Genomic DNA, 19,956 nt, shown 5'->3' on the forward strand with positions numbered 1-19,956 from the left:
CGGGCCGCGCGCATGCTTGATACCGTCGATCGTATGAACGTGTTCGGAATCCTGATCGCGGCCTCGGGGATGCTCCTGTTCCTCACCGCCCTGACCATGGCGCTCCGCGCGAACGCGACCTCCCGCATCCCGTTCTGGCGCAGCCCGGCGGTCAATCCGCCGGGTTCGATCGCGATGCGGGCGATCGGCGCGGCGCTGCTGGTGCTGGGGGCGATCCTGCTCAGCGCGACAGCCGGGTGGTGGGCGCTGGGGATCCTCGCGGTCGTCCCCGCGGTCACCGTGCTCGCGCTCGTCGTGCACAACCGCGGCATCGCTCACCCCGAGGCCTGACTCACACCCGGGCGCCGTCGCGGATGGCCTCCAGCAGCTTCTCGCCGATCCCCGGCACGGCCAGCAGATCGTCGATCGACTGGAAGCGTCCGTTCTCCTCCCGCCACGCGATGATGCGCTCGGCGAGAGCGGGACCGATCCGGGGCAGCGTCTCCAGCGCGGCCTGATCCGCGGTGTTGAGATCGATCAGCCCGTCGGTGGGAGCCGCCGCACCGGGGCCGCCCGGTGTGGCCCCCGCCACCGGCACGACGATCTGCTCCCCGTCGGCGAGCAGCCGCGCCAGGTTCACCGAGGCGAGGTCGGCGTCGTCCGTCGTGCCGCCCGCCGCGGCCAGCGCGTCGACGAGTCGGGCGTCGAGGTCGAGGACGTACAGGCCCGGGCGGTCGACGGCCCCCAATACGTGCACGTAGAGCTCCCCCGTGGGCGTGGACGTGGCCGCTGCCGCCGCGGGTCGCACGGTCTCGGTGGGTGGCGCCTGTCCGCGCAGGAGGCCGAATCCGACCGCTGCCGAGAGCACGACCAGCGCGAGGACGACCGCCGCGCCGAAGCTCAGCGACAGTCGCCGCGGGCGGGCCGTTCCCCCGGATGGCGAGGACGTCTCGGCAGCGGTCATCGCGCCAGGTTATGACCGCGGACACACTCTCAGCGCCCGGCAGTACGGCCGCGGTGGATAACCGCGACCGTCCTGCGTCGGTGCAGGCCCGCTCACTCGTAGCGGAGCGACTCCACCGGATCGGCCTGCGCGGCTCGTGCCGCGGGCAGCGTGCCGGCGAGGAACGCGATCAGCATCACCACGACGATCACACCCGCGATGGATACCGGGTCGAATGCGATCAGGGTCAGACCCGGGAGGTCGGCCAGCAGGGTGCCGGACAGCGCCTGACTGATCGCCGTACCGGCCACCACGGCCAGAACCGCCCCGATCGCGCTGCCGAGGAAGCCGATGAACGCCGCCTCCAGGCTGAACAACGTGAACACACGACCGCTGCCCATGCCCATCGCCTTCATCAGACCGATCTCACGGGTGCGCTCCTGCACGCTCATCAACAGCGTGTTGACGATGCCGAAGCTCGCCGCGAGGAGCGCGATGACGGCGAAGGCGTTGAGCACCAGCACGATGCCGTCGACGACCGTCTTGAAGGCCCCGAGCTGGTCGGCCACCGTGCTGCCGGTGTATCCGGCATCCGCCAGGCGGTCCTTGAGCGCGGTGACGTCGGCATCGGTCGCCTCTGGATCGAACCGCACGCTCGCCTGCGCATAGCGCTCGACCTGATCCGCCGGGACGCCGATGTTCTGCGCCTCGAACAGCTCGTCGGTCAGCGCATCGTTCGGGATGACGCTGGCACCCGCGGGCGAGGCGAGCCCCTCCTCGGCGACACCCACGATCGTGGCCTGCACGAGGTGCTGCTCCCGCTGCGCATCCGTGATCCCGATCACCACGACCTCGCCGATCGCGGCCGCGTCGTCGTCGAATCCCAGCGGTTCGACATACGACACCGGCAGCACGAGCTGCGCCTGGTCCGCCTCGTCATCCGGTGCGGATCCGGCGGCGAGCTGGACGGTCTGCCCTTCCACGAGGCTGCCCGCGTTCACCACGAACCGGGTGCCGTCCCCGAACTGGATGAAGTCCGCCGCGAGGGATTTCGTGGCCTGCACGTCGAGGACGCCGTCGACATCGGCGAGCGTGTCGAGGTCATCCGGCGTCAACGCGACCACCGTCTGACCCGGCACGGCCGAAGTGGCGCTCTCGATGCTGTCGGGGTCGTACTCCGCGGGACCGGAATCCGTGCCGCCGAGCGCCGCCGACGACTCGGAGGGCTTCGTCACGATCATGATGTCGGAGGCGCCCACGCTGCTGACCGTGTCATCGATGTAGGCGTTGATGCCGGTTCCGAGACCGTTCGTGAGCGTGAGGGTGAACGCGCCGACGAAGATCGCGAGGATCGTCAGCAGCGTGCGGGTCTTCGAACGGAAGGTGTTGGCGATCGCGGAGCCGATCAGGTCGACGGTCTTCATGCGGCCACCGCCGCGGAGTCCTCGAGCAGCTGCCCGTCGCGGATCAGGATGCGTCGGTCGCACCGTGCGGCGAGCTCTTCGTCATGCGTGACGACGATGAGGGTGATGCCGTTCTCCCGATTCAGCGCGAACAGGATGTCCTCCACCACGCCTCCCGTGTGGGTGTCGAGGTTGCCCGTGGGTTCGTCCGCGAAGATGATCCGCGGATTGTTGACCAGGGCGCGCGCGATCACCGTGCGCTGCTTCTGCCCTCCGGAGAGATCGACAGCCCTGTTCTTCGCCTTGTCGTCGAGCTCCAACTGCTGCAGGGCCGCCATGCCGCGCCGACGCCGCTCGGACCGGCTGATGCCGGCGATCTTCAGCGGCAGGATCACGTTCTCGAGCACGGTCGAGTTCGCGGTGAGGAAGAACTGCTGGAACACGAAGCCGAACGTGCGGTTGCGCGTGCGGTTCAGTCGCGCGCCCTTGAGTGTGCGTGTGTCGACGCCCTCCAGCTCCACGGAGCCCGCCGAGGGCGCGTCGAGAAGCGCGAGCACGTGCATGAGCGTGGACTTGCCGGATCCGCTCTTGCCGACGATCGCGACACTCTCCCCCTCGCGGATGTCGATGCTCACGCCCTTCAGGGCATCGAAGCGGTTCGGACCCTTCCCGTACGACTTGTGCACGTCGCGTACCGAGATGATGGGGGTCGTCATGGGTTCTCCTTCGTCGAATCCGGGGTGTCCGGGCTGGTGTGTTCCACCCTCCCCCGGGGCCCCGGCTCGGCGCGTCCACCGGGCGGGGTCATTCCGCGTACCGCGATCGCGGTACACGGACGTCTGCGGTGGGTGGATGCCGCGGACCCCGCGCACACGACACAATGGGGGGATGCCGGCGACCGCGTGGAGAGAGGACCGTCCCCACGCGTTCCCCACGCCGCCCGCCTGGGTCGGCGATCTGCTGGCCGCAGCGATCATCGTCGCCCTCGCCCTCGTCCCCCTGCCCGGCCAGGAGCACGAGCCCCGCACGGCGTTCACGATCTCGGCGATGGTGGCCCCCGCCCTGCTGCTGCCGCTGCGGCGGCGCTTCCCGATCGCGGTGCTCGGCGCGGTGATCGCCCTCTACGGCGTCGCCGCGCTCATCGGCACCCTCTCGCCGGGCATCATCATCGCCTCGGCGATCGCGATGTTCGGCGTCGCCAACCGTCGATCGCGGCGCGAGAGCCTGATCATCACCGGCTGCGCGGTGGTGGCCGTCGCGGTCCTGAGCCTGTTCGCGGCGCTCGGCGGCGTGTTCGATCCGCGGGTCGTGCAGTTCGTCATCACGGTGGCCTTCGCGGCCGCGGCGGGAGATGCCACGCGATCACGCCGCGAGTACATCACGGCCACGACGGAGCGAGCGGAACGGGCCGAGCAGACCCGGGAGGCCGAGGCGAGGCGCCGGGTCACCGAGGAGCGCCTGCGCATCGCCCGTGATCTCCACGACGCGGTGGCGCATCAGATCGCCGTGATCAGTCTGAACGCCGGCGTCGCGACCTCGGCTCTCGACGAACGACCCGAGCGAGCCCGCGAAGCGCTCGTCTCGATCCGCAGCGCGGCCCGTGCGGTGCTCGGCGAGATCGGCGACCTGCTGGAGGTCCTGCGCAGCGAGGACGGTTCCGATGAGCGCTCCTCCTCCCCCCAGGCCGGACTCGACCACCTCGACGAGCTGATCGATCAGTTCCGCGAGGTGGGCCTCACGGCGCACGTGCGGGTCGAGGGCGATCTGGCGGCGGTCACCGGCGCGGCATCCCTGGTGGCGTACCGGGTGGTGCACGAGGCGCTCACCAACGCGCACAAGCACGGCGCGGAGCAGCGGGCCCATGTACTCCTCACCGTCGCCGACGACCACGCGTCGATCGTCGTCACGAACCCGGTCCCGTCGGCGCACGACACCGCGCTCCGCGAGAGCGGCAGCGGTCGGACAGCGGCGGAGGGCGGCGGCAACGGACACGGTCTGCTCGGCCTGCGCGAACGTGTCGCCGCCGTGCGCGGCACCGTGTCCGCCGGACCCGCCCCCGGCGGCTATCTGCTCGCCGTCGTCCTCCCCCTGACGAAGGAGAACTCCGGATGACCACTGTGCTCGTCGTCGACGACCAGTCGCTGATCCGCCAGGCCATCACCGACATCCTCAGCGGCCACGCCGACATCGAGGTGCTGGGCGACGCCCGCGACGGGAAGGAGGCCGTGGCATCGGCGCGCGAGCTGCGCCCCGATGTGGTGATCATGGACATCCGGATGCCGAACCTCGACGGGATCGGCGCCACGGCGGAGATCTGCGCCGACCCCGCCCTGTCGGAGACCCGAGTCCTCATCCTCACCACCTTCGAGGAGGACGAGTACCTCGTGGCCGCCCTCCGCTCCGGGGCCAGCGGGTTCATCGGCAAGGGTGCCGAACCCGAGGAGATCGTGCACGCGGTACGCGCCGTGCACGCCGGTGATGCCCTGCTCTCGCCGACCGCGACGCGTAACCTCATCACGAAGTACGTGCTGCAGACTCCCCCGGTGCCCGCCGCGCACCTGCCTCCGCCTGCGGGGTACGACCAGCTGACCGAGCGCGAACGCGAGGTCTTCCTGCTCGTCGCCCGTGGCCGCGCCAATCAGCGAATCGCGGACGATCTGTTCATCTCGCCGCTCACGGCCAAGACGCACGTCAACCGCATCATGGCGAAGCTGCACGCGCACGATCGCGCGCAACTCGTGATCCTGGCCTACGAGAGCGGCCTGCTCTCCCCCGGGAATCCGTGAGCGGACGCGGGAGCCCGCGTCCGCTCAGCCGGTGACGATTCAGCCCTTGACGACGATGCTGACGATCTTCGGCGCGCGCACGATGACCTTGACGATCTCCCGTTCGCCGATCGCGCGGATCACGCGCTCGTCCGCGCGGGCGAGAGCCTCGAGCTCCTCCTCGCCGATGCGCGCCGGAACCTCGAGCTGCGCGCGGACCTTCCCGCCGATCTGGACGACGGCGGTGACCGAGTCCTCGACGAGCAGCGCGGGGTCGGCGGACCGCCACGTGACGAGCCCGACGGAGGGCTGGTGGCCGAGGATCTCCCACATCTCCTCCGCGGTGTGCGGGGCGATCAGGTCGAGCATCACCGCGATGGTCTCAGCAGCCTCGCGCACGGCGGGGTCGGCCGCACCCGCGGAACCGTCGATCGTCTTGCGGGTGATGTTCACCAGCTCCATGAGGCGCGCGACGAGCACGTTGAACTTCGTCTGCTCGACCAGTGCCGGGGCTTCCGCCAGCAGGCGGTGGGTGGCACGCCGGAGCGCGGCGTCCCCGCCGTCGAACACGACGTCGACCGCACTCGAGACCTCGTTCGCGATGCGCAGCGCGCGCGCGAGGAACTTCTGGGCGCCGGTCGTCGAGACGTCGGCCCAGTCCTTGTCGTCCTCCACCGGACCGGCGAACGCGAGACCGACGCGCAGCGCATCGGCACCGTAGGCGTCGAGCTCCTCCTCGAACAGCACGAGGTTGCCCTTGCTCTTCGACATCTTCGCGCCGTCGAGGAGGACCATGCCCTGGTTGATCAGGTTGGAGAACGGTTCGGTGAAGTCGATCAGCCCCATGTCGAACAGCACCTTCGTGATGAAGCGTGCGTACAGCAGGTGCAGGATCGCGTGCTCGACGCCGCCGATGTACGAGTCCACCGGCGCCCAGCGTGCGGCCTGCGCCGGGTCGAAGGCCACGGTGTCGCTGTTCGGCGAGAGGAAGCGCAGGAAGTACCAGGAGCTGTCGACGAACGTGTCCATGGTGTCGGGATCGCGCAGCACGGGTTCCCCGGACTCGGGATCGACCGTGCGCACCCAGCTCTCGGCTGCGCCCAGCGGCGAGGATCCCTTCGGCTTCAGATCGAGGCCCTCGACGCTGGGAAGCGTCACGGGCAGCTGGTCCTCCCGCACGGGGATGATGCGTCCGTCCTCGGCGTGCAGCATCGGGATCGGCGTGCCCCAGAAGCGCTGACGCGAGATCAGCCAATCGCGCAGTCGGTAGTTCTTCGCCGCTCGACCCGTGCCGGACGCCTGAAGCTGCTCGATCGCGCGGGCGATCGCGTTGCGCTTGGACAGGCCGTTCAGTGCGCCGGAGTTGATCATGCGGCCTTCGCCCGTCAGCGCGACACCGGTGGATGCCGGGTTCTGCTCGTCGAGCGCGGCATCGGGGTCGATCGGCACGCCCTCATCGTCGACCTCGATCACCCGCATCGCTCCCGTGACGGGCGCGGTCGTGTCGACGACGACCTTGACCGGCAGGTCGAACGCGCGAGCGAAGTCGAGGTCGCGCTGATCGTGCGCGGGAACGGCCATCACGGCGCCGTGCCCGTAGTCGGCGAGCACGTAATCTGCGGCCCAGACGGGCAGCTTCTCGCCGTTGACCGGGTTGATCGCGTAGCGCTCCAGGAAGATGCCGGTCTTCGGGCGGTCCGTGGACTGCCGGTCGATGTCGGTCTCCTTCTGCACCTGCGTCAGGTAGTCCTGGAAGCGGCGGCGCACGTCCTCCGAGGCGTCGACGACCAGCTCGGCAGCCAGGTCGGAGTCGGGGGCGACCACGAAGAAGGTCGCACCGTGCAGGGTGTCCGGGCGCGTGGAGAACACCGTGACCGGCTCCTCGCGTCCCTCGATCACGAAGTCGACGTCGGCTCCGATGGAGCGGCCGATCCAGTTGCGCTGCATCTGCAGCACCTTGTGCGGCCAGAAGCCTTCGAGCTGGTTCAGGTCGTCGAGCAGTCGGTCCGCGTAGTCGGTGATCTTGAAGTACCACTGGGTGAGCTTCTTCTTCACGACCTCGTAGCCGCAGCGATCGCAGCGGCCGTCGACGACCTGCTCGTTCGCGAGCACGGTCTGGTCGTTCGGGCACCAGTTCACGGCGCTCTTCTTGCGGTAGGCGAGACCCCGCTCCTGCAGCTTCAGGAACAGCCACTGGTTCCAGCGGTAGTACTCCGGGTCGGAGGTGTGCAGTACGCGCGACCAGTCGAACGACACCCCGTAGGAGTGGAACGCCTTCTTCTGCTGCGCGATGTTCTGATACGTCCACTCGCGGGGATCCGCGCCCTGGCGGATCGCGGCGTTCTCGGCCGGCAGGCCGAAGGAGTCCCAGCCGATCGGGTTGAGCACGTTGTGCCCGCGGTGACGCCAGAAGCGCGCCACGATGTCGGAGTACAGGTAGTTCTCGGCGTGCCCCATGTGCAGGTCGCCCGAGGGGTAGGGGAACATCGCGAGCACGTAGCGCCGCGGCCGGGTGTCGTCGTCCCCGCCCGTGCGGAAGGTCTCGTTCTCTGCCCAGTACTTCTGCCATTTGGCCTGGATGGCGTGTGCCGACGACGACTCGTCCTCGGCCGGAGCGGTGGACAGGTTCTCAGACAACGAACACACGACCAATCTGAAGGGAAAAACGGGATCAGTTCAGGATATCGGAACCCCAGAGCACCGGCAGGACAGCGCCGAGCGCGGCCAGCGGCGCCCTCGCCTTGGTCGCCACCTCCGCGACCTCCGCCGCGGGGACCGACCCCCAGGTGATGCCCCCACCCGCGCCGACGACCGCCTCGTGCGGCTCGACCACGATGCTGCGGATCACCATCGCGAGATCGAGCGCCCCATCTACGCCGATGTACCCGAAGCATCCCGCATAGATCCCCCGGGGTCCGTCTTCGATCGCATGCAACCGCGTCATCGCCGACAGCTTCGGGGCGCCCGTCATGCTTCCGGCCGGGAAGGCCGCGGAGAGCAGGCCGCCGACCGTGGTGCCCGACGCCGCGGTGCCGCTCACCGTGCTGACCAGCTGATGCACGGCGGGGTAGCTCTCCACGACCCACAGACCCTCGACCCGGATCGAACCCGGCACGCACACGCGCGACAGATCGTTGCGCATCAGGTCGACGATCATCACGTTCTCCGCGCGCTCCTTCGCGTCGACCGCGAGCTCTGCGGCGAGCGCGGCATCCTGCGCGGGGGTCTGACCGCGGGCGCGGGTGCCCTTGATCGGACGGGTGCGGATGACACCGCCTTCGGCGTGGAGGAACTGCTCGGGGCTCGCGCTGAGCAGCGCTCGGTCGCCGATGCGGATGAACCCTCCGTGGTGGGCTGGGGTGTCCGCGCGCAGCCGGAGGTAGGCCGCGACGGCGTCGTGGCGGCCGGGCACCGTGAAGCGGGTGGTGAGGCACAGCTGATAGGCGATGCCGGCGCGGATGAGCTCTCGGCAGTCCTGGATGAGTGCGGCGTACTCCGATGGGGTGTGCCGCGCGTGGGCGGTCGGCGCCCCCGCGGTCGCGTCCACGGGGGCCGGCGCAGGAGCGCTCCGGGGAGCGGCGCCGAGGATCGCGGTCCAGTCGTCGATGTCACCGGGGGCGGCGAGCGCCCAGGTCTGCTGTCGGGCATGGTCGACGGCGACGACTCGGGTGGCCCGCATCCAGGAGGGACGATCGTCGAGGCGTCCGGCGATCGGTGCCCCGGCGGCGTGTGCTCCGCTCTCGTAGTCGGCCCAGCCGATCCAGCCCCCGGTGAACGGGGGCGCCCCCGTCTCCGGGTGCGGGTGCGGGTGCGGGGCGTCGATGCGCACCCCTTCCGGGAGGGCCGAGATCTCCCCGGTGCCGATGAAGCTCCACCCCTCCGCGGCGTCGGCGCCGGCATCCAGCCAGAAGACCTCGCGCGCGGTCGCCTCGAGCATCCGGAACACCGTGAGGGGGTCGGCCCGGACGGAGAGGGGTCGGGCGATCAGACGATCAGGCACCTGCTCAGCCTAGGACCGTCGCACTCCCGTATTCTCGGTGTGTGGATGACCTGCTGCTGTGGATGTTCGACTTCGTGCAGTCCATCGATCCGGTCACCCGCACCCTGATCGCCGGACTCGCCGTCCTCCTGGAGACGAGCGTGCTGATCGGCCTCGTGGTCCCCGGCGACACGATCGTCATCATCGCGTCGATGGGCGTCACCTCCCTGTGGGAGGGCATCGCCATGGTCGCCGCCGTCGTGATCGGCGCCCTCATCGGTGAGAGCATCGGCTTCTTCCTGGGACGTTGGCTGGGTCCGCGCATCCGCCATTCCTGGCTCGGGCGGCGCATCGGCGAGCACAACTGGGTGCGTGCGGAGCGCTACCTGCTGCGGCGCGGCGGCGTGGCGATCTTCCTCTCCCGTTTCCTCCCCGTGCTGCATTCGCTGGTCCCCCTCACCGTCGGCATGAGCAACTTCTCCTACCGCCGCTTCCTCGCCTGGACGGCACCGGCGTGCCTGCTCTGGGCGACGGCGTACGTGTCGGTGACCTCGCTGGCGGCCGGGAGCTTCCGCGAGCTCGTCGACCGTGTGCATTACGCGGGGTACGTCTTCGTGGGCGTGATCGCGCTCTTCCTGGTGCTGACCTACCTCGGGAAGAAGCTGCTCACGCGTCTCGAGGCGCGTCATCTCGACGCCCCCGACACACAGTCCGAGAGCGACGTGAAAGACTGAAGCAATGGCTTCCGCACCTCCGGCGCCCCGAATCCACTGGTTCGCGCGTCTCGAACACCGCTTCCACGTGTGGCGAGAGGGTCGAGCGCGCCGTCGCGGGCGCAGCGCGACCGTCGTGCCCTTCCCCGGCTACGGCGGCCCCGGTTGGGTGCGCGTCGTCGGGCGTGTGCTGATCGTCCCGACGCAGCGGCGCACGGAGGACGGCGAGCTCGCCAGCGTGCGGGGCTGGCGCAGCTTCGTCGGCATCCCGGTGAGCTTCGCCGCGGTCGACGTGCACGTCGGCGACACGACGCATCGTGTGATCGCCGATCGAGGCGGCGTGATCGACACCAGGATCTCCGCCGACCTCGAGCCCGGATGGCAGACCTTCACGGTCTCGGTCGACGGAGGGGACCCCGTCGAGGCGCGCGCGTTCATCGTCGCCGAGTCGACGACCTTCGGCGTGGTCTCGGATGTCGACGACACCGTCATGGTCACCGCACTCCCGCGTCCCTTCATCGCGTTCTGGAACTCGTTCGTCCTCGACGAGCACGCACGCATCCCCGTGCCCGGTATGGCCGTCCTTCTCGACCAACTGCTGCGTCAGCACCCCGGCTCGCCCATGGTCTACCTCTCCACGGGCGCGTGGAACGTCGCTCCCACCCTGTGGCGCTTCCTCGGGCGTCACCTGTTCCCCGCGGGGTCGCTCCTGCTCACCGACTGGGGTCCCACGCACGATCGCTGGTTCCGCAGCGGACGCGATCACAAGCTCACCAACCTCCGCCGGCTCGCGACCGAGTTCCCCCACGTGAAGTGGCTGCTGATCGGCGACGACGGACAGCACGACGAGTCGATCTACTCGCAGTTCATGGACGAGCACCCCGAATCGGTGGCCGGCGTGGCGATCCGCCGCCTGCTGCCCGCGGAGGCCGTGCTGGCCGGTGGGCGTGCGGGCCGCGAGAAGCACAGCCCCGACACCGCACCGTGGGTCAGTGCCGAAGACGGCGCCGGGCTGCGCGACCTGCTCGGCAAGGCCGGCATCCTGAACTGACATGGCGCTCGCACGCACCGAGTGGCTCGACCGCGAGCAGGCGCACCAGGAGCGGGCCGATGCCCTCACCGCCGCGCACCGCGCCCGCGCGCAGCGGGGTGAGAAGCATCCGGTGTGGGACTTCCTGTTCTCGTACTACAGCTACAAGCCCGCGCAGCTGCGTCGCTGGCACCCCGGGGCGGGCGTCGAGCTCGCGGCGGCGCCGGAGCGTGCCGGGTGGCGCTGGTATGGGCCCGGGAGCTCCCGCGACGCCGTCGTTCCCGATGCGACCGCCTTCGCCACCGAGAAGGCGGACCTCGCCGGACTCATCGAGCGGATGCTGCGCCGCACCGCCTCACGCCCCGGCCAGTTCGGGTGCTTCGGCCTGCACGAGTGGGCGATGGTCTATCGCGCGGACGAGCACCGGCACGCGGTTCCGCTGCGGTTGGGACGGGAGGGAACCGACGCGGTCGTCCAGAACCATGACCTGCGCTGCACGCACTTCGACGCCTTCCGCTTCTTCACTCCTGAAGCGGTTCCGCGCAACCGCTCCCCGCTGACCCGCGAGGAGCAGCCCCTGTTCGAGCAGCCCGGCTGCCTGCACGCCGGCATGGACCTGTACAAGTGGGCGACCAAGCTCGGTCCCCTCGTCCCGGGCGAGCTGCTCCTCGACGCCTTCGAACTGGCCCGCGACATCCGGCTGCTCGACATGCAGGCCGCGCCCTACGACCTCCGCGCATGGCAGGTGACGCCGGTCGCGATCGAGACCCCGGAGGGCAAGGCCGAGTACGTGCGCCGGCAGCGGGAGTTCGCCGACCGCGGAGCCGCACTGCGGGTGTCTCTGCTGAGCGCCTGGCTCGGCGAGGCCGCCCCGTCGCCGGTGGCCTGAGAGCTCACTCGACCGGTTCGCACTCCGCGCAGACCGTCCAGGCCGACGTGGCGGAGGAGAGTTCGAGCCGCAGCGTCATCACGCGGGTCGCCGCCTCCGTGAGCCGCTCGGGTGTCACCACTCCCGACTCCACGGCGGCCGCGATCCCGGCCGCCATGTCCCCCGCGGTCGCCGCCGTCGAACCGGCGATCGTCAGGACCAGGTCGTTGCCGGCGGCGACCGCCGTCACGGCGTTCGCGACCGGATCGGCGTACTCCGCGACCCCCGAGGAGAGCAGCATCCCGAGATCGTCGGTGACGATCACCCCGTCGAAGCCCAGCTCGTCGCGGGCGATCTCATGCCACGCGGCCGACATCGTCGCGGGGGCGGCATCGACCGCCGTGTAGGCCAGGTGTCCGAACATCAGCAGCGAGGCGCCCGCGTCGATCCCGGCGCGGAACGGCACGGCATCCGCCGACCGCCACGCGTCGAGACTCATCGGCGTGCGCGGAATGGCGCTGTGCGAGTCGCCGGGTGCCGCGCCATGGCCGGGGAAGTGCTTGAGGGTCGACCCGAGGAGCGGCTCCTGGGCTGCTGTCGCCGCGGTCACCCGCTCCGCCGCCGAAGCCGGGTCGGTACCGAGAGCGCGACCGTCGATGAACGACTGCCGGTCCGCGGTGACATCCGCGACCGTGCCGAAGTTGACGGTGATCCCGGCGCGGGCGACGAGGGATGCCCGGGCCGCGAACGCCGAGGCGGTCTCGGCGACGGGGCGGCCCTTGAGCGTGGTGGAGGCCGGGAAGTCGTCGCCGTCGAGCCGCGAGACGATCCCACCCTCCTGGTCGACGGCGATCAACGGCGGCAGAGAAGCGTCGACCGTGAGGGCGGCGGTGAGCGCGCGGAGGTCCGCCTCGGTGTCAGGGATGTTCCCGCCCATGAGGATGAAGCCCCCGAAACCGCCCGCCATGTAGTCCCGGAGCGCTGCGGGATCCGTTCCCCCGATGTGGCCCATCACGATGCTGGCGGCCTGTTCCGCCGTGGTCATCTCGGCCACCAGTGCCGCCGCCTGCGCAGACGGCCCCCGCGGAGAGTCCGCGGGGGCCGTCCGTGCCGACGAGGGTGCGCTCGTGACAGGGGAACCGGCGGAGGCGGGCGCGACGGGGCCCGTCAGCGCGGCGACAGCGACGGCCATCGCCGCACTGACGGCTGCTGTCCGACGCCACCGCATCCTGCACACTCCTCGGCCGGGCTCAGGCGCCGAGGGCCTCGGCGATCGGCAGTGCGGAGTCCGCCTCGCCGTTGCCGAAGCGGATCGTGCGGCCGATCGTGACGGGCTCCGGAAGCGCGGTCGCGATGACCGCGGCGACGTCGGCGCGCGACACCTCGCCCCGCCCCTCGGGGTCGATCTGGATGCGACCGGTCGGCTCGTCGAAGGTCAGGCCGCCCGGTGCCAGGATGGTGCCGTCGAGCGTGGTGCTGCGCAGGTGCTGATCGGCGGCCCACTTCGCGTCGGCGTAGGCGAAGAACGAGTCCTCGGGCGGGACGCCGTGGTCGGCGGTGGAGCCGAGCCACGACACCATCACGTAGCGGGAGACGCCGGCCTGCACGGCGGCGTCCATGGAGCGGATCGCCGCGTCGCGGTCGACCGCGTAGGTGCGCTCGGCGGAGCCCCCGCCCGCGCCCGCCGACCACACCACGGCGTCATGGCCGCGGATGATCTCGGCCAGGGCGTCCACGTCCATCTGCTCGATGTCGGCGACGAGCGCGGTCGCGCCGCGTTCCTCCACCTCGCTGACGTGGTCGGGGTTGCGGATCACGGCGGTGACCTCGTCGCCGCGCTCGACCAAAAGCGGGGCGAGAAGAAGTGCGATGCGGCCGTGGCCGCCGAAGACGATGATGCGGGACATGTGTGTTCCTCCTCTGTCTGCCCTGCTGTATCTCAGCGGGGCGTCTGCGAGCTGTCGATCACGAAGGCCTGCGGGTGGCCGGGCAGATAGCGCACGACCAGCGGCTGACCGGTGGGGATGTAGGCGTCGCGGTCCGGGTAGACCGCGGGGGTGAAGAAGTCACTCTCGACCGTGTACTCCACGCCCTCGGCCGTGGTGAAGGTGACCCAGTCGCCCTCCCGGCTGGCGGTGGTCGGACGGCCGTTGTCGTGGATGTAGGCGCGGGTGACGGGCACGCCGGTGAGGCTGAGGATGCCGATCACGAGAGATCCGAGCATCAGGAATGCGAGCACGCGGAAGGCGATGCGCAGCAGGAGCGGACCGACCGGCGCGCGCACCGACTGCCCGGGCGCCAGAAGCCCTTCGCGCTCTCGGATCCGACGCAGTGCCGCGCCGGGGCCTCCCCGCCCACGGGCGGACATCGCGAACAGCCCGAGGATCGAGAATCCCGCGATGAAGACCACGGCATAGCCGTGCGCGGCGGGGAAGTTGAGCAGCCAGACGACCGTGTCCATCGGGTTCATCGCACGGGGCCCTTCTCGAGCGTCACCGCGACGGTCTGCGGGTCTTCACGACGGTAGAACGCCTGGATCGGCGCGCCCACCTGGAACCGCGAGATCATGTCGGGGAACACGAAGACCGTCGTCTCCGCCTCCCAGGTCGCCGCGTCCTCCGGTGCCAGGAGGACCCGCAGGGCGAGTTCGCTCTGCCCCTCGCGGCGGCGCCCCGTCGGCCGCACCTCCAACACGGATGCCGGAACCGGGATGCCCGTCGTCCGGGCTCTGACCTGGCTCGGGTCGATCAGACCGCGATCGATCCGCCAGGCGAGCATCGCCTCGATCACGGCCGGGTCCGTCGGGTCGGCCATCTGCACGGTGTCCTGATCCGTCAGGCTGTAGCGCACGGGCAGCGGCAGGCCGATCTGGAGCTCACCGACGTCGGTCGGATCGACCAGCGTCCGGATCTGGCCGATGAACTCCTCGGCGGCCCGTGGGGTGACGCGCACGAACAGGTCGTACTGCGGCACATCGTTCACGGTGAGACCGGTGCGCGACACCTCCACGATGCGCCCCACGCCGATCTCGGTCTCGCCCCTCGGCCGGCGTCCGCGCCCGAGACCGGAGAACATCCCGCCGAAGGTGAGGATCAACCCCCAGGCCACACCGATCAGGATCGGCGCGGCCAGCGTGTCCTCCCCCGCGAACGGCAGGATCGATCGGCGGTGATCCACCCCGAAGAGTCCCTCGCCCACCCAGATGACCAGCCACGCCGACAGCAGCAGCCAGATGACCGTGGAAAGGATGCGGATCATCTCTCCAGCGTACCCACCGGCGTCGGAGACACCATCGCGTCGAGAGCTCTCCGCACGCCGGTGGCCGCCGCTCGTCCGGCACGGTTCGCCCCGATCGTGCTCGCGGAGGGTCCGTAGCCCACGAGTTGGATGCGCGGGTCCTGCACGGCGGTCGTTCCCCGCCCGTCGCGGTCGAGCCGAATGCCGCCCGCGGAGGTACGCAGATGCAGCGACGCGAGGTGGCTGATCGCGGGGCGGAACCCGGTCGCCCAGAGGATCACGTCGACCTGCTCAAACGTTCCGTCCGCCCACCGCACACCGTCGGGCTCGATCCGCGCGAACATCGGCCGGCGCGCGGCGTACGCGCCCCGGCGCTGAGCCTCGCGCTCCTGCGGGCGGAGCATCAACCCCGTCACGCTCACGACGCTCTGCGGAGGCAGCCCCTGAGCGACGCGCTGTTCGACCAGCGCGACCGCGGCCGCGCCCGCCTCCGGAGTGAAGTCGTCGTCGCGCCAGATCGGTTCACGTCGGGTCGCCCAGAGCGTCTCGGTGATCGGTGCGAGGGCGCCGATGAACTGCACGGCGGACGCTCCACCGCCGACCACCAGCACCCGCTTGCCGATGAAGTGCTCTGGTCCCGGGTAGTCCACCGTGTGCAGCTGCTCCCCCACGAAGGTCTCCATCCCGGGATAGTGCGGCACGAACGGCTGCGTCCAGGTGCCCGTCGCGTTGACGAGGGTGCGGGTCCGCCATTCGCGTTCCCCGGCCGCGACCAGAAGGATGCCGTCGACATCGACCACGCGATCGACGGCCACCGGGCGGACGATCGGAAGGTCGTGCTCCCGCTCATAGGCGGCGAAGTACCGGGGCACCGCGACATTGGCGCGCTCCGCGTCGCGCGGCGGTGCGGTGTCGCCGGGCAGCTCCGCAACCCCGTGCACGTCGCGCATCGTGAGGGCGTCCCAGCGATGCCTCCAGGCACCACCGGGCGCATCGTCGGCATCGAGCACGACGTGCGAGATCCCGAGCCGGGTCAGATGATACGAGGCCGAGAGTCCGGCCTGTCCCGCGCCGATCACGAGGCTGTCGAGGATGCTCACCTCCACCGGAACGCCCGGACCGCCGCGGTTGTTCCGCGCCCGGCGCGGCACGCCCGAGTGCACGGCCCCGATTGGTGCTGGCGCAGATTCGTGTAGTACTCTTTTCAAGTTGCCTCGCGGTTCAGGGGGCAGAGTTCGGGCCTGTGGCGCAGCTGGTAGCGCACCTGCATGGCATGCAGGGGGTCGGGGGTTCGAGTCCCCCCAGGTCCACAACGAAACCCGCGAGAAATCGCGGGTTTTCTTGTATCTGCGACTCAATCGCGTGCCCAGAATGCGGGCAATTTGTCGTCGCTCTGCCCTCATTCGTCGTCACGGTCTCCGCGCCGACTCTAGCGGGATATGTCGGGATATCTCGGGGCATCAAGGGCGTTCCCGACGCAGTGCCTACGCCTGGTTCTCAACTGGTTGTTTGTGTGCGCGAGCCTCTCCGCGTCGGTCGATTCCGCGTGCATGCCTCGGAGGCCGCCGTATTCGTGCTCTTCCGCGTAGGCATGACGAGCCACGAGGGCGTCGACGAGGTCTATCCCGGCACGGCGCAGAATCGGTTCGAGGGTCAAGCCGGTCACTTCGCGGCTCCACGAAGGCTCGCGCTGTAGCCCTTTCGGGCGCTGTGGTACTGCTCGTCGGTCAGCGAGACCATGTACGCGACCGTCTCCCCAGACCATGAGTGCGAAGCACCGATGGTGTGCTTCCAGGCGTACTTCGGGTTCTCGCGGAGCTGGTCCTGCCAGCAGAGCGCCTGGTGATCACGGCTCGTCAGCTTGCGCCCGGTTCGCTTCTCGTTGACCTTCTCGAGTAGCTTGGTCGCACTGAACGGGTGCGTCTGGTTGGGATCGGTCTTGCGGATCGCAATCTGCCCGTCAGCGGTAGGTGAGACTGCAACCACGAGGTCTGCGCTGTTCATCTTCTTCTGCGATTGCATGTGGATGTCGTAGACCGTGGCCACGCGTCCCATGTCGCCGCCTGCCGCCTGAGCGTCGTCCATCAGGTGACGAAGCTCGGTTATGAAGTCCTCGACTTCGGCAACCATCGTGGCGTTCTTGTCGACCTTCATGAACTGCACCGCATCGGCTGGCGCCGTCGCACCGAGCGGGAGCAACTGCCACGTCATTGAGTCGGCCAGGTCTTTCTTAAACTTGGCGACCATGAAGTCCCGATAGTTGAGGATGTTCTGCTGCAGGAACGGGTAGATGACCGCGCCGAGACCCTGCGCGTTGTAGAGGTGAATCGCCCGGTCCCGATACTCGGTGAGCGCTTTGACGTTCGCCACGACGGCAGGGCCATCGATGTCCGCCGGCCAGAGCTTGCTGGCGGTAACACGTCCGAGCGCGTCGTCGATTGCGATTGACCGATAGCGTTCGCCGCGCTTCTTTGGGTAGAAGATCGATCGGCTTTTCTGCCGCAGGGTGGCCTTCAGCGCCAGCTCCCAAGCGTTGACGACGAGCATGACCGTGACTTCGTCTCGGTACGTCATCTGCGGCTTGTTGTACACCTCGACGGCCGCGAGCATTGCGGCGATTGAGTTGTCGACCAGACGCTTGCTTGAGACGTACGGTGCGCTCATCGACGGTCTCCTCGGGGCCGGACTGCAAACAGTTGACTAGCTCGGGAAACTCGCTCCGAAGACGACCCTAGTGCCGGACGGTAGCTCCTGCTACTACGTTCTCTTCCGACGGGCCTACCTCTGGTTCTCGCCCTCAACCACCGCGATCGCCCAAAGATTTGAGTCTTCTGCGCTACCCCGGACGACTACCTCGTCTGGAGCGAGCGTTTGTATTTGGTTCCGTGTGCCACGAGTCTCTCCGTCTGTTCGGCACTGTTGCTCAAAGCTCGCAGCTCCAATCAGCTCAATCTTGATACTCCCTGTGCCGTAGCACTTGACGTAAATCACGACGAAGCCGGACTCGCTCGCGACTGGCCCGATCTCGCTCGTTCCTCGAACACTGGAGAGTTCCCCGAGGAGAACTTCCGATTCGAGCCACGACGCTGTCAACGACTCGGGCGATGGTACGGGCGAGGGCGTCGCCACGGGGCTAGAGGATTGCGGAGAGGGTGCCACGGTCGGTGACGTGTCACCCTCAAGAACGCTGCACCCGACCAGGCTGATCGTGAGCGCTCCAAGCAAGACGGCGGCGCGGGCGCTTAGGAGATCGGGCTTGTCCATATATTCCAACCTACGAGGAACGGGGCGTTGAAGCCGCTTTTGTGCGTCTCAACAACATTGCACACCATGCCGATACCCACGATCTTCCGCTCCTCACCTTCGACTCTGCTCTGCCAGATGCCGTACTGTGCGTAGCCGTATGAGTTCGCTGGGATATCGTACGTGATCGCATTATTGACCTCAGCAGTGATACTCGCCTGGTACGACGTGCCTAGAACGGCGTTCGCGCTGGCGAGCTTCGCGCTGATTCCCACCTGAACCGACCCGTCCACCAGCGCGGTGAAGCTACCGCCCACTGTTGAGGTGAAGGTTGAAGAGGCTACCGCGCTCGTGTTGTTGCTGTTCGCCTGTAACGGCCCGATCGCGATGTGGACGTCTGGCTCCTTCGAAAGCGGTACGTACATCCAACCGCTTGAACACACACCCTGAGTGCTCTGCTCCGATGGGGCGATCGTTCCGCTGTCCGGCGCGGGTGTTTCGTCCTCCTGAGCCAGAGCCGGTGCCGCCGCCCCACTCAAGGCGATTGTTGCACCGACAACTCCCGCCGCGAGCACCCCTAGCTTCCTCTTGAAATATCGCTTGCTGAGCCCGCTTTTACCTGATTTTGATCGACTGAACATCTCGGTTCCCCCCGATAGTTTTCCGGCAGGCTCCCCGCCGGTGTCTTTATTCAAGACGATGTCAGAAACGTGAGGCGGCGTCTGTAGGCCATCTGGGCGACACTCGGCGCGCGACGATGAAGTTTCGCTGACCAGGATCGAGCTGACGAACTCGCCCGTCGAATCATCCAATGTTGTGGCATTAGACAACGGGAGGCGCGGTATGAGCATCACGAATTCGCTGCGACGAGCGAGAAAACGCTCCCGGGGCGTCGCTCCGCAACGTCGCATCACGCACGGGGATCGGCGCAGGCGACCTCAGTGCCATCGAGAACGGTCACCGCAACCGCACGACGTCGACCGTCGAGAACCTTGCATCCGCCATCGGTATCGAACTGATCCCCGCTGCTCTGCACGGCCGCACGCCCGCCGCCCGTGCCGCCGGTAAGATCATCGCTCGGCTGCGAGCCGCCGGGAACACTTCGGCGATTTAGGCCGCCACGGGGACCGTCACCGCCGACCAGGCCGAGGATCTGTTGAACGAGTTTTTCCCCGGTGAAGACCTGTCTCCGAAGACACACGGGCGTGTGCGCACGGTGCTGGAAGCGCGACTGCCTGCACCCACTGTCCCCCGGCTGCCCGATTTCTTCTGAATCGAGCCTGCGCTGACCTTACAGTCTCACCCGAGGCGGGACTCAGCGCCGCGATCTAGGGTGGGTGAATGCCCACGACCGAGTCCCGCAAGAGCAGCGACCGGGCGCGACGGACGTGGGTGGCAGCCAGCGTGGTCGCAGTCATCGCCGCGGGCCTCGCCACGCATCTTCCGGGGAGCGGGCCCGCCGCCGACCTTCTGGGCGAAGCGCTGTACGTGGTGATGGTCTATCTCCTCATCGCCGTCGTGTCTCCGCGGATGAGAATCCCGGTCGTCGGAACCCTCGCCCTCCTCATCTGCACGCTGATCGAGGTGTTCCAGCTGACGGGGCTGCCGGCGGCGTGGGCGGAGACCTTCTGGCCCGTGCGGCTCGTTCTCGGAAGCGGCTTCGACGCCCTCGACCTCGTGGCGTACACCGTCGGCGCTGCCGCGGCGTCGGCCGGCGACCTGGCATTCCGTCGCCTCCCCCGCGCGGCCGGCGCGGAGCCCGGCAGCACCCGCCTGCCGCGACAGGGCCCCTAGCG

At 68.9% G+C, this 19,956-nt stretch carries 20 protein-coding genes and 1 tRNA gene; 9 read left to right on the plus strand and 12 right to left on the minus strand.

Annotated elements, in window-relative coordinates; translation table 11 throughout:
• Nucleotides 1–33: 33 nt before the first annotated feature.
• Complete coding sequence (locus ACWA14_RS09025) at nucleotides 34–330, plus strand: hypothetical protein (protein WP_463792600.1); 297 nt, start codon at nucleotides 34–36, stop codon at nucleotides 328–330.
• A 1-nt stretch (nucleotide 331) separates the two neighbouring features.
• On the opposite strand, the gene ACWA14_RS09030 is transcribed toward ACWA14_RS09025, so the two are convergent.
• The 3 genes from ACWA14_RS09030 to ACWA14_RS09040 all read right to left on the minus strand — a co-directional run bounded on the left by ACWA14_RS09030 (nucleotide 332) and on the right by ACWA14_RS09040 (nucleotide 3,041).
• The gene (locus ACWA14_RS09030; RefSeq protein WP_463792603.1) at nucleotides 332–943 is read right to left on the minus strand and encodes a helix-hairpin-helix domain-containing protein; all 612 of its coding nucleotides are present in this window, start codon (nucleotides 941–943) and stop codon (nucleotides 332–334) included.
• A 92-nt stretch (nucleotides 944–1,035) separates the two neighbouring features.
• Nucleotides 1,036–2,346 (minus strand): ABC transporter permease, encoded by a 1,311-nt coding sequence (locus ACWA14_RS09035; protein ID WP_463792605.1) that lies wholly within the window; start codon nucleotides 2,344–2,346, stop codon nucleotides 1,036–1,038.
• Nucleotides 2,343–3,041 carry an ABC transporter ATP-binding protein gene (locus ACWA14_RS09040; RefSeq protein ID WP_463792607.1) on the minus strand — a complete coding sequence of 233 codons (699 nt, stop codon included), beginning with the start codon at nucleotides 3,039–3,041 and terminating at the stop codon, nucleotides 2,343–2,345. Before ACWA14_RS09040 ends, ACWA14_RS09035 begins: the two co-directional genes overlap by 4 nt.
• A gap of 172 nt (nucleotides 3,042–3,213) precedes the next feature.
• Here ACWA14_RS09040 and ACWA14_RS09045 point away from each other — a divergent pair, with 172 nt between their 5' ends.
• Complete coding sequence (locus ACWA14_RS09045; protein WP_463792609.1) at nucleotides 3,214–4,437, plus strand: sensor histidine kinase; 1,224 nt, start codon at nucleotides 3,214–3,216, stop codon at nucleotides 4,435–4,437.
• On the plus strand, nucleotides 4,434–5,111 hold the full coding sequence (locus ACWA14_RS09050; RefSeq protein WP_463792611.1) for a response regulator transcription factor: 678 nt from the start codon (nucleotides 4,434–4,436) through the stop codon (nucleotides 5,109–5,111). Before ACWA14_RS09045 ends, ACWA14_RS09050 begins: the two co-directional genes overlap by 4 nt.
• Before the next feature lie 39 nt (nucleotides 5,112–5,150).
• Here the strand turns inward: ACWA14_RS09050 and leuS are convergent, their stop codons facing one another.
• Both leuS and ACWA14_RS09060 read right to left on the minus strand, forming a co-directional pair.
• A complete protein-coding gene (leuS, locus tag ACWA14_RS09055) occupies nucleotides 5,151–7,727 on the minus strand; it encodes a leucine--tRNA ligase (RefSeq protein ID WP_463792614.1) in 2,577 nt (858 codons plus the stop codon).
• A gap of 34 nt (nucleotides 7,728–7,761) precedes the next feature.
• Nucleotides 7,762–9,090 (minus strand): anthranilate synthase component I family protein, encoded by a 1,329-nt coding sequence (locus tag ACWA14_RS09060; RefSeq protein WP_463792616.1) that lies wholly within the window; start codon nucleotides 9,088–9,090, stop codon nucleotides 7,762–7,764.
• 41 nt (nucleotides 9,091–9,131) lie between these two features.
• Between ACWA14_RS09060 and ACWA14_RS09065 the strand changes: the two genes are divergently transcribed.
• From ACWA14_RS09065 to ACWA14_RS09075, 3 genes are read left to right on the plus strand one after another with little or no spacing between them, the layout of a single operon-like run.
• Nucleotides 9,132–9,803 carry a DedA family protein gene (locus tag ACWA14_RS09065; RefSeq protein ID WP_463792618.1) on the plus strand — a complete coding sequence of 224 codons (672 nt, stop codon included), beginning with the start codon at nucleotides 9,132–9,134 and terminating at the stop codon, nucleotides 9,801–9,803.
• A gap of 4 nt (nucleotides 9,804–9,807) precedes the next feature.
• Nucleotides 9,808–10,833 carry an App1 family protein gene (locus tag ACWA14_RS09070; protein WP_463792620.1) on the plus strand — a complete coding sequence of 342 codons (1,026 nt, stop codon included), beginning with the start codon at nucleotides 9,808–9,810 and terminating at the stop codon, nucleotides 10,831–10,833.
• A gap of 1 nt (nucleotide 10,834) precedes the next feature.
• Entirely contained in the window at nucleotides 10,835–11,701 is an 867-nt protein-coding gene (locus ACWA14_RS09075; RefSeq protein WP_463792622.1) for a 3-methyladenine DNA glycosylase, read from the plus strand.
• A 4-nt stretch (nucleotides 11,702–11,705) separates the two neighbouring features.
• On the opposite strand, the gene ACWA14_RS09080 is transcribed toward ACWA14_RS09075, so the two are convergent.
• Genes ACWA14_RS09080 through ACWA14_RS09100 form a run of 5 tightly spaced genes read right to left on the minus strand, consistent with a single transcriptional unit; the run spans nucleotide 11,706 to nucleotide 16,080 of the window.
• Nucleotides 11,706–12,872: a glycoside hydrolase family 3 N-terminal domain-containing protein gene (locus tag ACWA14_RS09080; RefSeq protein ID WP_463792623.1), complete on the minus strand. Its 1,167-nt coding sequence runs from the start codon at nucleotides 12,870–12,872 to the stop codon at nucleotides 11,706–11,708.
• 58 nt (nucleotides 12,873–12,930) lie between these two features.
• The gene (locus ACWA14_RS09085; RefSeq protein WP_463792625.1) at nucleotides 12,931–13,587 is read right to left on the minus strand and encodes an SDR family oxidoreductase; all 657 of its coding nucleotides are present in this window, start codon (nucleotides 13,585–13,587) and stop codon (nucleotides 12,931–12,933) included.
• Between the two features lie 32 nt (nucleotides 13,588–13,619).
• Entirely contained in the window at nucleotides 13,620–14,150 is a 531-nt protein-coding gene (locus ACWA14_RS09090; protein WP_463792628.1) for a hypothetical protein, read from the minus strand.
• On the minus strand, nucleotides 14,147–14,938 hold the full coding sequence (locus ACWA14_RS09095) for a hypothetical protein (protein WP_463792630.1): 792 nt from the start codon (nucleotides 14,936–14,938) through the stop codon (nucleotides 14,147–14,149). The genes ACWA14_RS09090 and ACWA14_RS09095 overlap by 4 nt, the downstream gene beginning before the upstream one ends.
• Nucleotides 14,935–16,080, minus strand: a complete 1,146-nt coding sequence (locus ACWA14_RS09100) for an NAD(P)-binding domain-containing protein (RefSeq protein ID WP_463792631.1) — start codon at nucleotides 16,078–16,080, stop codon at nucleotides 14,935–14,937. The genes ACWA14_RS09095 and ACWA14_RS09100 overlap by 4 nt, the downstream gene beginning before the upstream one ends.
• 74 nt (nucleotides 16,081–16,154) lie before the next feature.
• Here ACWA14_RS09100 and ACWA14_RS09105 point away from each other — a divergent pair.
• A tRNA-Ala gene (locus ACWA14_RS09105) sits at nucleotides 16,155–16,227 on the plus strand.
• Nucleotides 16,228–16,579: 352 nt separating this feature from the next.
• Here ACWA14_RS09105 and ACWA14_RS09110 read toward each other — a convergent pair.
• Together ACWA14_RS09110 and ACWA14_RS09115 are read right to left on the minus strand one after the other, a co-directional pair.
• Nucleotides 16,580–17,581, minus strand: a complete 1,002-nt coding sequence (locus ACWA14_RS09110) for a DUF3644 domain-containing protein (RefSeq protein WP_463792632.1) — start codon at nucleotides 17,579–17,581, stop codon at nucleotides 16,580–16,582.
• Between the two features lie 578 nt (nucleotides 17,582–18,159).
• Nucleotides 18,160–18,972 carry a hypothetical protein gene (locus ACWA14_RS09115; RefSeq protein ID WP_463792633.1) on the minus strand — a complete coding sequence of 271 codons (813 nt, stop codon included), beginning with the start codon at nucleotides 18,970–18,972 and terminating at the stop codon, nucleotides 18,160–18,162.
• A 44-nt stretch (nucleotides 18,973–19,016) separates the two neighbouring features.
• Between ACWA14_RS09115 and ACWA14_RS09120 the strand changes: the two genes are divergently transcribed.
• Both ACWA14_RS09120 and ACWA14_RS09125 read left to right on the plus strand, forming a co-directional pair.
• Nucleotides 19,017–19,274, plus strand: a complete 258-nt coding sequence (locus ACWA14_RS09120) for a helix-turn-helix domain-containing protein (protein ID WP_463797415.1) — start codon at nucleotides 19,017–19,019, stop codon at nucleotides 19,272–19,274.
• Between the two features lie 227 nt (nucleotides 19,275–19,501).
• Nucleotides 19,502–19,954 (plus strand): ribosomal maturation YjgA family protein, encoded by a 453-nt coding sequence (locus tag ACWA14_RS09125; protein ID WP_463792635.1) that lies wholly within the window; start codon nucleotides 19,502–19,504, stop codon nucleotides 19,952–19,954.
• The last annotated feature ends 2 nt before the right edge of the window (nucleotides 19,955–19,956 follow it).

It is taken from the genome of Microbacterium sp. TW_SC_2, from assembly GCF_055361165.1.